This is a genomic window from uncultured Brevundimonas sp. (assembly GCF_937870815.1).
GTDB lineage: Bacteria > Pseudomonadota > Alphaproteobacteria > Caulobacterales > Caulobacteraceae > Brevundimonas.
Genome location: NZ_CALMZS010000139.1, coordinates 1 through 9,443, shown reverse-complemented (window position 1 = coordinate 9,443; position 9,443 = coordinate 1). Strand labels below are relative to the sequence as shown.

The following is a 9,443-nucleotide window of genomic DNA, read 5'->3' as shown; positions in this document are numbered from 1 at the left end:
CGCAGGTCCTCGTCCGGCGCGGCGCGGCAGCCGCCCTCGCCCTGGACCGGCTCGAGGATGACGGCGCAGGTGGTCGGATCGCGGAAGGCGGCCTCCAGCGCCTCGCGGTCGCCCCAGACCAGCTGGTGGAAGCCCTCCATCGGCGGGCCGAAGCCGTTGGTGTAGCTGGGGTTGGCGGCGGCGTTGATGGCCCCGTAGGTGCGGCCGTGGAACGAGCCGTCGAAGCCGTAGATGTCGATCCGCTCGGGCTGGCCGTTGGCCGAATGGTATTTGCGCGCCGTCTTCAGGGCGCACTCGACCGCCTCGGTGCCCGAATTGGTGAAGAAGACCACATCGGCGAAGGACTTCTCGCACAGGGCGTCAGCCAGGGCCTCCTGCCCCGGAATCCTGAAGATGTTGGAGACGTGCCAGAGCTTTTCGGCCTGTTCGGTCACGGCCGCCACCAGGATCGGATTGGCGTGGCCGAGGGCGTTGGTCGAAATGCCCATGACGCAGTCGAGGTATTCGGTCCCGTCCCGGGCCCACAGACGCGCGCCCTGACCGCGATCCACCTCCAGCGGCGCGCGATTGTAGACACCCATCAGATGTTCGGTTGACACGGAACGGACCTCCAAAAGCGAGACGGCCCCGGCGCCGGATAGCGTCGGGACCGCTGGAACAAGGGTCAGGCCTTGTCGGACGAGGGGCGGGGTTAGTCAACACCGCCCGATTGCCGGTCCAGCCGCTCGACCAGGGCCGCATAGACCTCGCCGGCGGTCTTCACCGTGGCGGGGTCGATATCCTCCATGGTGTCTTCGGCGGAGTGGATCAGCTGGAAGATGCGGGGCGCGAAGCCCTCGGCCAGTCCGTTGCTCTCGCCGCCGTTGAGGGCCAGCCACACCTGGTGGGCGCCGACCTCGTCCTGGAAGCCGAGCGAGACGGTGGGGACGACGGCCGCCGGAGCGGCGCCCTCGCCGTGACCGGCCCCGGAGAAGGCTTGATCATCCGACGGCGGATAGACCGGATAGCCGACGCAATGCATGGCGCGTTCGGCGCAGACCTCGCGCACGGCCCGGGTGACGCCGGCCGACTGCGGGCCGTTGTTGAGGCCGTACATCATCGTGTCGCCATAGCCGGCGATATCGGAGTTCACGACGGCGGCGACGTTGGTCAGGCCGTGGGCCTCGATCCATTTGCGCGCGCCGATCAGGCCCAGCTCCTCCTGGTCGAACAGGAGGATGCGGACGCGGTGGTTCAGGAGCTTGTCCCTGAGGATCTTCGCGGCCTCGATGACGCCGACCACCGAGGCCGCGTTGTCGATCACGCCCTGGGATATCGATCCGTCGCGCAGCACCAGGGCGTCGTAATGGGCGGTGAGCAGAATCTCGCGCGGGCCGTCGCCGATCGTGACGACGACGTTGCGGCCCTCCATCGCCCCGGTCTGGCGGTTGCCCCCGGCGAAGGTCTTGATGACCGGCTCGAACCCGGCGGCGCGCAGCTGGGCGACGGCGACATCGGTCCGCGCCGCGTTGCTCGGCTGGACATAGGCGGCGACCTGGGCGCGCAGGTCGATGTCCTGGGCGAGCGCCGGAGCGGCGACGGCGATGGCGAACAGGGCCGCAGCGGCGGCGGCGGGCGACCGGAACAGCATGGAACCCCCCTTGAGACGAGGTTCCATGCTAGCACGGCCCGCGCGGTCGCGCACCTTGACTTCCGTGTCAGCTCTTCAGCCGCCAGCCCGAGCGGAACACCAGCCAGCAGGCGACCGCCATGCCGACGGTCAGGGCGGCGCTCATGACCACGCCGATCCACAACACGCTCTCGGCCTGGCCGATGAAGCCGTAGCGGAAGCCGTCGATCAGATAGAAGATCGGGTTGAAGTGGCTGATGGTCGCGAACGGCTCGGGCAGGCGTTCGACCAGGTAGAAGGTGCCGCTGAGGAAGGTCATCGGCATGATGACGAAATTCTGCACTGCGGCCAGCTGGTCGAACTTCTGCGCCCACAGGCCGGCGAAGACCCCCAGCATGCCCATGATCAGGCAGGCGAGGCCGCCGAACCAGACGATGGCGGCGACGTTGGCGACCCCCAGCCGGGCGAAGGGCAGGACGCAGACCGCGGTGACGAGGCCGACGACGAGGCCGCGCGTCGCGGCGCCGAGGGCGAAGCCGATGGTCAGTTCGAGCGGGCTGAGCGGCGGGGTCAGGAAGTCGGTCGCCGTGTTCATCACCTTGGCCTGGATCAGGCTGGAGGAGGCGTTGGCGAAGGCGTTGTTGAGCATGGCCATCATGATCAGGCCGGGGGCCACGAAGTCCGGGAAGGGCGTGCCGTGCAGCGGCGGCCGCGAGCCCTGTAGCGCCACCACGAAGACCAGCATGTAGAGCAGGGTGGTGACCACCGGCCCGGCCACGGTCTGGGCCCCGACCTTCCAGAAGCGGCGCACCTCGCGCAGGTAGAGGGTCTGGACGCCGATCCAGTTGATCCCGGGATAGGAGCGCGGCCGCGGCAGGCCGGAGGGGCGGGTCTGGGCGAGGTCGGTCATGGGGGGCAGATGCGCTGGCGGTCGCGGCGGCGCAAGGGGGGTGTGGGGGGTGGGGGGTGGGGGGTGGGGGGTGGGGTGTCGTTTCCGCTTGCGGGGACCCGGGCCAGACGATTGCGGCTTGCCGGGTCCCCGTCCCCACACCCCCCACACCCCACACCCCACACCCTGCGCCGTTAACCACCCCCACATCTGGTTCCTGTGGACGGACTGATTCGCACATCTTGCGTCTGTTAGGGTGTGGTTTACGATTAGTGGTAGGTCGAGGCCCCGGGAGGGCAGTCACGACCCCATATGTTGAATCGAGACCCCGGAGGGTGGCTATGACCGCAGGCTGGACCGAAGACCGCGTCGGCGCGCTGAAGAAGCTCTGGCTGGAAGGCCAGTCGGCGAGCCAGATCGCCAAACAGCTGGGCGGCGGGGTCACCCGCAACGCCGTCATCGGCAAGGTGCACCGCCTCGGCCTGTCCGGCCGGGCCGCCCCGTCGCAGCCGGCCCGGGCCGCCTTCCGCCCGACCCGCCCCCGTCCCGCCGCCCAGCCGACCCAGGCCCCGTCGGCCCCGCGCCGCATCGAGGCGGTGCAGCCGCGTCCGGCCGCCGCGGCGGCGCCGGCCCCGATGCCCGACCTGCCGGGCACGGCCACGGTGATGACCCTGGGCGCCCACATGTGCAAATGGCCGATCGGCGACCCGTCCTCGGACGAGTTCAGCTTCTGCGGCCGTCGCTCTTCCGAAGGCGTCTACTGCGCCGAGCACGCCCGGGTCGCCTACCAGCCGCAGGTCCGCAAGGGCGGCAAGGACGGCGCCTCCGAACTGGCCCGCTCGCTGCGTCGGTACATCTAGGGGGCGCTATCGCTCGCGACGCGGTCGCTCGCTGCTTGAGCGCGATTTTCGGGTGCGCGGGACATTGTTTCGCGCGCCCGTCGCTTTCCGGTCCAACGACCGTCACGAATGGCTCCTAGAGGGGCCGCCGTCCGCCTCCCGCCGCGTTCGCGCGGCGGAGAGACTGGGGCGGGGCTGCGGTTATCCGGGTTGACGCAGCCCCTCACCCACCCGCTACGCGGGCGGGAGTGATTAGTGACTAGTGATACCGGCTCTTCGTTAGCGGAAGGCCGGCTCGGACCGCGCGGTCGCACCGGCATTGGCCAGCCACTAATCACTAGCCACTAGCCACTCCTTCAGTTCAGCACCCGCCGCTGGCCCGGCACGTCGAGGCTGAAGGCGGGGATGGCGGCCTCGAACGAGCGCCCCGAGGCGTCCGTCATATAGTAGCCGCCGACCATCGAACCCGTTGGCGTGCCGAGCGGGCAGCCCGAGGCGTAGGTGTAGCTCTCGCCGGGCCTGATGACCGGCTGTTCGCCGACCACCCCGGCCCCGCGCACCTCCTCGACCCGGCCCTGGCCGTCGGTGATGACCCAGCGCCGGGCCATCAGCTGGATCGGCGTGGCGGTCAGGTTGACGATCTCGACCTGGTAGGCCCAGACCCAGCGGCCGCCGTCGGGATCGGACTGGCCGGCCAGGTAGCTGGGCCGGACGCGGACCAGCACCCCTTCGGTTTCGGCTTCGTAGGCGGGCGTGTCGTGCATCCGCCCATGGTCGCGTTCACGGCCCGCAGGTCAAGCGGTACGACAGGCGAGACGGGGCGCGGAATCGTGTAATCGGGAGCCATGCAGAGCTTTTCGACCTCCCTCACCGGCATCCTGCCGTCGCAGTCCCTCGAAGCCCTGATCGCCGGCGGCGCGATCGCCTCCGAGACGCCGTTCGACCCCGACCAGGTGCAGCCGGCCAGCCTCGACCTGCGCCTGTCGGACCGGGCCTGGCGGGTGCGCGCCTCCTTCCTGCCGGGGCAGCGCAGGGTCGAGGACCGCATCGCCGACGTGGCCATGCACGCCATCGACCTGTCGGCCGGCTATGTGATGGAGAAGGGCTGCGTCTACATCGCCCGGCTGCAGGAGCGGCTGACCCTGCCCGGGGGACTGATCGCCCGCGCCAATCCGAAGAGCTCGACCGGCCGCGTCGATGTCTTCGTGCGGCTGCTGACCGACCGCGGGGCCAGTTTCGACGACGTCGAGGAAGGCTACGACGGACCGCTGTACCTGGAGATCGCCCCGCAGACCTTCTCCATCCTGGTGCGGCCGGGGACGCGGCTGAACCAGCTGCGCCTCAAGGCCGGCGAGCCGCCCAGGCTGGCGACCCGCAGCGTCGGCGTCGATCTGGAGGGGGCCGACGGGACCATCGTCGGCTTCCGCGGCCGGCGCCACGCCGGGGTGGTCGATCTGGACCGCATCGCCGGCCACGACCCGCGCGACTTCTGGGAGCCGCTGGGCGTGCGGCGCGGCGAGCTGCTGCTGGACCCCGGCGAATTCTACATCCTGGCCTCGCGCGAGGCGGTCGAGATCCCGGTCATGCAGGCCGCCGAAATGACCCCGATCGACCCCTCGGTGGGCGAATTCCGGGTCCACTACGCTGGCTTCTTCGATCCGGGCTTCGGCACCGACGAGGCGCACGGGGCCGGCTCGAAAGGGGTGCTGGAGGTGCGCACCCACGACACCCCCTTCCTGCTGGAGCACGGCCAGATCGTCGCCCGCCTGGTCTACGAACCCCTGACCGAACGGCCGTCGCGACTCTATGGCGAGGGCGGCGGCCACTACCAGAGCCAGGGGCTGAAGCTGTCCAAGCATTTCCGCGCCTGGGCGTGACCCGGAACCCACGCCGCGCCGGCGACGTTCGCCGACCGGAAATTGTCGGTTGGCGCAGCCGCCCGGATCGGGCAGACTCGGGGCCGTTAACGGACCGAGGGAACCGTTGATGCGTCTTGTGACGTTCAGTGCGGGCGTGGCGGCGGCGGCCCTGGCGGCCCCCGCCTCCGTCGTGGCCGCGGAGCCGCCCGCACCGCCCCAGGCGGCGGCGGGTCCGTGGCGGGTCGAGCGCGAGCGTCCGACCACCGTATCCGACCTGCTGGCCCGCCTCGACCGCGACGCGCGCTTCGCCGCCGGCGGGACCGGCCCGGCCGGGGACGGCGGATGGACCGCCTATGCCCCGGCCCGCGAGGTCGCGCCGACCTGGGCCGCCACCAACCGGGACATCTGGTACGGGGGCGAGGCCCGCGGCGACCGGCTGCGCCTGCGCACCGAGGGCCGCGTGCGCCGCGCCGACGGCTCGCCCCTGCCCCCCGGGCCGCTGGATGCGGCGACCTACGAGGCCGAACACTACGACCTGACCTACACGCGCGGCTGGACCGGGACGCTGGGCCAGACGGAGAACGGCCTCGACGTCACCCTGACCCCGCACCTCGGGGTCGGGGTCGGCAGCCGGGGCCAGGTGACGGAGGCGGGGGCCACGCTGAAGATCGGCCGCGACCTCGACCGGCTGGTGCCCGAGGGCGAGGCGGCCTTCGGGCGGCGCGCCCGCTGGTACGTCTACGCCGCCGGCTCGGGCCGGGCGGTGGGCTACAACTGGGCCCGCGACCGGGACGGCGGCTACAACCGCTCCGGCGTCAGCCACGATTCCGGGGCCTTCCTCGGCGACGCCTCGCTGGGCGTGGCCCTGCGCCGCGGCCCGGTGCACAGCTCGATCGGCCTGGTCTATCGCGAGATCGAGGCCGAGGGGCTGCGCGCCGGCCACGGCGTCGACACCGACGTGTCCGAAGGGCTGGTCGCCTTCCAGCTGTCGATCAAGCCGGAATAGGGGCCAGGGGCTAGGGGCTAGGGGCTAGGGGCTAGGGGCTAGGGGCTAGGGCTTAGGTAGAAGACGAATCCGATCGCCGGGAACAGCCTTTCCCTAGCCCCTATCCCCTAGCCCCTAGCCCCCACATCCCCTACCCCCTATTCCGCCCGCGCCACGCCCTCGCGGCGGTCGTCGGCGGCGCCGTCCCAGCGCCAGACGCCGTCGTCGCCCCGTCGCCAGATCGCCCCGTGCAGGCCGGAGGTCTCGCTGGCGTTGGGCCTCAGGGCGACGCCGCGCGCCGCCAGCGCCTCGCGCAGCCCGGCCGGGAAGCGCCCGGTGTCGGCCCCGAAGCCGTCCCCCCTGGCCACCAGGTTGGGCAGGGCGAAGGCCTCCGGCATCGACAGGCCCCAGTCGAGCACGGCGATCAGGGCCTTGGCGTTGTAGGCCAGGATCGACGGCCCGCCCGGCGAGCCGAGGGCGCCGAGCAGACGGCCGCGCCGGTCGAGGATGATCACCGGCGACATCGACGAACGCGGCCGCTTGCCGGGGGCCACGGCGTTGGCCGCCGGGCCGCCGTCGGGACGCCGCGGATCGAACGAGAAGTCGGTCAGCTGATTGTTGAGGAAGAAGCCGGCCGCCATCCGGCCCGAGCCGAACACGCTCTCGACCGTGGTGGTCATGCTGACGGCGTTGCCCGCGGCGTCGACGATGACGAAATGCGAGGTGCCGGCCGGCTCGAGCGTGGCGTCGGGGGCGGCGAACACCCCGCCCGGGGGAAAGCCGGGCTCGGCCGCCCCGACCAGGGTCGGGGCCTGGGCCGCGCGCGCCGCCACATAGGCCGGGTCGAGCAGGCCCTGGACCGGCACCCGGACAAAGGCCGGGTCGCCGACATGGCGGTCGCGGTCGGCGTACATCAGCCGCTGCAGCTGGGCGAAGGCGGTCCAGGCGTCGGCGCTGTCCGGCCCCTCGAGGATCTCGGGCGTGAGCCCGGCCATGGCCAGCAGCTGCAGCACCGCCACCCCGCTGGACGGCGGCGGCGGCACGCAGACGACGTAGATCCGGTAGGGTCGGCACAGGGCCCCGCGCTCGACCGGCGCGTAGGCGGCGAGATCCGCCTCGGCGAGGGCGCCGGGCCGCGGCTCCTGCCGCACGGTCGAGACGATCTCGCGCGCGATCCGGCCGCGGTAGAAGGCGTCGGCGCCGCCCGCCGCCAGCGTCGCCACGGTGTCGGCATAGGCCGGATTGCGCAGCACGTCGCCGGCGCCGTAGCGGGTTCCGTCCGGCTTCGTGAAATAGGCCTCGGCCCAGCGGGTGCGGGCCTGTCCGCCGGGGGCGGCGATGAAGCCGGCCAGCCGCGGGCTGACCACGAAGCCGTCGCGGGCCAGCCGCCCAGCCTCGCCGAACAGTTCGCTCCAGGCCAGACGCCCGTGCTCGGCCTGGGCCATGGCCAGCAGGGCCACCGCGCCCGGCGTCCCGGTCGAGCGGCCGCTCAGCACCGCCTCGGCGAAGGCCAGCGGCCGGCCGTTCTCGTGGAACAGCTCCGGCGTCGCCGCGGCCGGGGCGGTCTCGCGCCCGTCATAGCTGGTCACTTCCCCCGTCGCGGCGTCGTAGAGCATCATGAAGGCCCCGCCGCCGAGGCCCGAGGACTGCGGCTCGACCAGTCCGAGCACCGCCTGGACGGCCACGGCCGCGTCGACCGCCGAGCCGCCGCGCCGCAGCACGCCGAGGCCGGCCTCGACCGCCAGCGGATTGGCGGCCGCCACGAAGGGCCCGCGGGCCGGGGGCGCCGCCGCCGGTCCGGCCCCTCCCCCGGCCCCGCCGGCGCATCCCGCCAGCATCAGGCCGAGGCCGAGGGCGAGGGCGGTCACGGACCTTCGGACGGTCGGGGAAGGGAAGGGGGGAAACAGGCGCATGGGATTTCCGGGTGGGCGGAACGGGGAGGCCCGCAACCTGCCGCGCCCTTGGCCGGGGCGAAACCCCCGTCGTCGTGAAATCAACCCGGGAAAGCCGCCCGCCGGGTCTTGCCCCCCCGTCCCTCCTCCGCTAAAGACCCGCCCTCGCCGTTCGCGGCCAAGCGCGCCCGTAGCTCAGCTGGATAGAGCATCAGACTACGAATCTGAGGGTCGGACGTTCGAATCGTTCCGGGCGCGCCAATTATTCCGATGACCAGGACCTGCCGATTAGCGCTAGGCGTTTTGCTGACCTGCGCGTCGCCGGCCTGCGCTTTTGCTGCAGAGGGCTTCCACACCGACAGGATGCCGGCCGCCGTGCGCGCCATCTGGCCGTCGGTCTATGCCTTCGTGTGCGAAGGCAACGGCAGCGTCTACACCGCCAGCGCGTTTCTGGTGGGGAGGGCCGAGCGCGGCAAGACGTCGACCTACTACTTCATGACGGCCGGGCACGCGGCCGAGGACTGCCAGGCACCACGGCGCTATCTCGCCGAGGACGTTGGCCGGGCCCGCTTCGAGAGCGACGGCATTACCCTGGCGGCGCCGCCGCAACGGCTGCAAGGCGTCAGCACGGTTTACGTCGACGATGCCTACGATCTGGCCGTCGTCAAGGTCGAGGCGAACGCCACACTGCGCATCGGCAATCCGGTGCAGGCCGGCGATCAGTGCGACAAGGCTCTGCGGCAGGAAGTTTACGCCGTCGGCTTTCCCGGCGTCGGCAAGCGCCGCTCCCTGCGCCTCAATCGCGAGGCCAAGCGCTGGAGCACGGGCAGCTTCGTCGGCTACGGCAAGGCCGAGTTCCGTGGGGTCGAGTCGATCTATATCGCTTCGAGCGTCGATTCTCTTCCCGGCAGCTCGGGCGGCCCGGTGGTCGACGAAAACGGCGAGCTGGTCGGCGTCGTCGGCGTCAGGTCGGCGCTGGTGACGACCGCGCTGTACTGCCCGGCGGGCAGCCGCTGAAAGCACAAGATGCCCTGCGCCGCCGTCGGCGAGCTTTCCAGCACGCCGCTCGCCACCGTCACGCCATTGCCATCCAGCAGGTTGACGACGACATCGCGCACCAGCAGCGGCTCGTTGGCGTCGCGCGTCTGACTCCCGTTGCGGTCTTCAAACGCGCGCACGCAGAACTGCCCACCCGTCTGCGCGGAGGCGGGGAGGACGAAGATGACCATCAGCGTCAGGACAAGGATCGCCCAACGTGCCTGGGGTTGAAAACCCCAGGCTGGTATTTGGTTTGGAAGCCCGTAAACGGGCTGGAAGAGGCGTTTAGGCAGCCCGTTTACGGGCTTTTCCTGGCGGTTAGCCCCTGGTTT

General features: G+C 71.5%; 9 protein-coding genes and 1 tRNA gene. 5 read left to right on the top strand and 5 right to left on the bottom strand.

Features of this window, described 5'->3' with window-relative positions; genetic code table 11:
- The 3 genes from Q0588_RS09130 to Q0588_RS09120 all read right to left on the bottom strand — a co-directional run.
- On the bottom strand, positions 1-581 hold a 581-nt coding region (locus Q0588_RS09130), incomplete at its 3' end, for an aminotransferase class III-fold pyridoxal phosphate-dependent enzyme (RefSeq protein WP_298745642.1).
- A 110-nt stretch (positions 582-691) separates the two neighbouring features.
- Positions 692-1,630, bottom strand: coding sequence for a M20/M25/M40 family metallo-hydrolase (locus tag Q0588_RS09125; RefSeq protein WP_298745641.1), 939 nt, complete (start codon positions 1,628-1,630; stop codon positions 692-694).
- A 67-nt stretch (positions 1,631-1,697) separates the two neighbouring features.
- Positions 1,698-2,519, bottom strand: coding sequence for an ABC transporter permease (locus Q0588_RS09120; protein WP_298745640.1), 822 nt, complete (start codon positions 2,517-2,519; stop codon positions 1,698-1,700).
- A gap of 320 nt (positions 2,520-2,839) precedes the next feature.
- Between Q0588_RS09120 and Q0588_RS09115 the strand changes: the two genes are divergently transcribed.
- Positions 2,840-3,358 carry a GcrA family cell cycle regulator gene (locus Q0588_RS09115; protein ID WP_298745639.1) on the top strand — a complete coding sequence of 173 codons (519 nt, stop codon included), beginning with the start codon at positions 2,840-2,842 and terminating at the stop codon, positions 3,356-3,358.
- 335 nt (positions 3,359-3,693) lie between these two features.
- Here Q0588_RS09115 and apaG read toward each other — a convergent pair whose 3' ends face one another.
- Positions 3,694-4,101 carry a Co2+/Mg2+ efflux protein ApaG gene (gene apaG / locus Q0588_RS09110; RefSeq protein ID WP_298745638.1) on the bottom strand — a complete coding sequence of 136 codons (408 nt, stop codon included), beginning with the start codon at positions 4,099-4,101 and terminating at the stop codon, positions 3,694-3,696.
- An 81-nt stretch (positions 4,102-4,182) separates the two neighbouring features.
- On the opposite strand from apaG, the gene Q0588_RS09105 reads away from it, so the two are divergent.
- Together Q0588_RS09105 and Q0588_RS09100 are read left to right on the top strand one after the other, a co-directional pair.
- On the top strand, positions 4,183-5,214 hold the full coding sequence (locus Q0588_RS09105) for a 2'-deoxycytidine 5'-triphosphate deaminase (RefSeq protein ID WP_298745637.1): 1,032 nt from the start codon (positions 4,183-4,185) through the stop codon (positions 5,212-5,214).
- A 109-nt stretch (positions 5,215-5,323) separates the two neighbouring features.
- Positions 5,324-6,202: a lipid A-modifier LpxR family protein gene (locus Q0588_RS09100; RefSeq protein WP_298745636.1), complete on the top strand. Its 879-nt coding sequence runs from the start codon at positions 5,324-5,326 to the stop codon at positions 6,200-6,202.
- A gap of 137 nt (positions 6,203-6,339) precedes the next feature.
- Here Q0588_RS09100 and Q0588_RS09095 read toward each other — a convergent pair whose 3' ends face one another.
- The gene (locus tag Q0588_RS09095) at positions 6,340-8,019 is read right to left on the bottom strand and encodes a gamma-glutamyltransferase family protein (RefSeq protein WP_298745643.1); all 1,680 of its coding nucleotides are present in this window, start codon (positions 8,017-8,019) and stop codon (positions 6,340-6,342) included.
- Positions 8,020-8,257: 238 nt separating this feature from the next.
- Between Q0588_RS09095 and Q0588_RS09090 the strand changes: the two genes are divergently transcribed.
- Positions 8,258-8,334 (top strand) — tRNA-Arg (locus Q0588_RS09090).
- A 9-nt stretch (positions 8,335-8,343) separates the two neighbouring features.
- A complete protein-coding gene (locus Q0588_RS09085; RefSeq protein ID WP_298745635.1) occupies positions 8,344-9,090 on the top strand; it encodes a serine protease in 747 nt (248 codons plus the stop codon).
- The last annotated feature ends 353 nt before the right edge of the window (positions 9,091-9,443 follow it).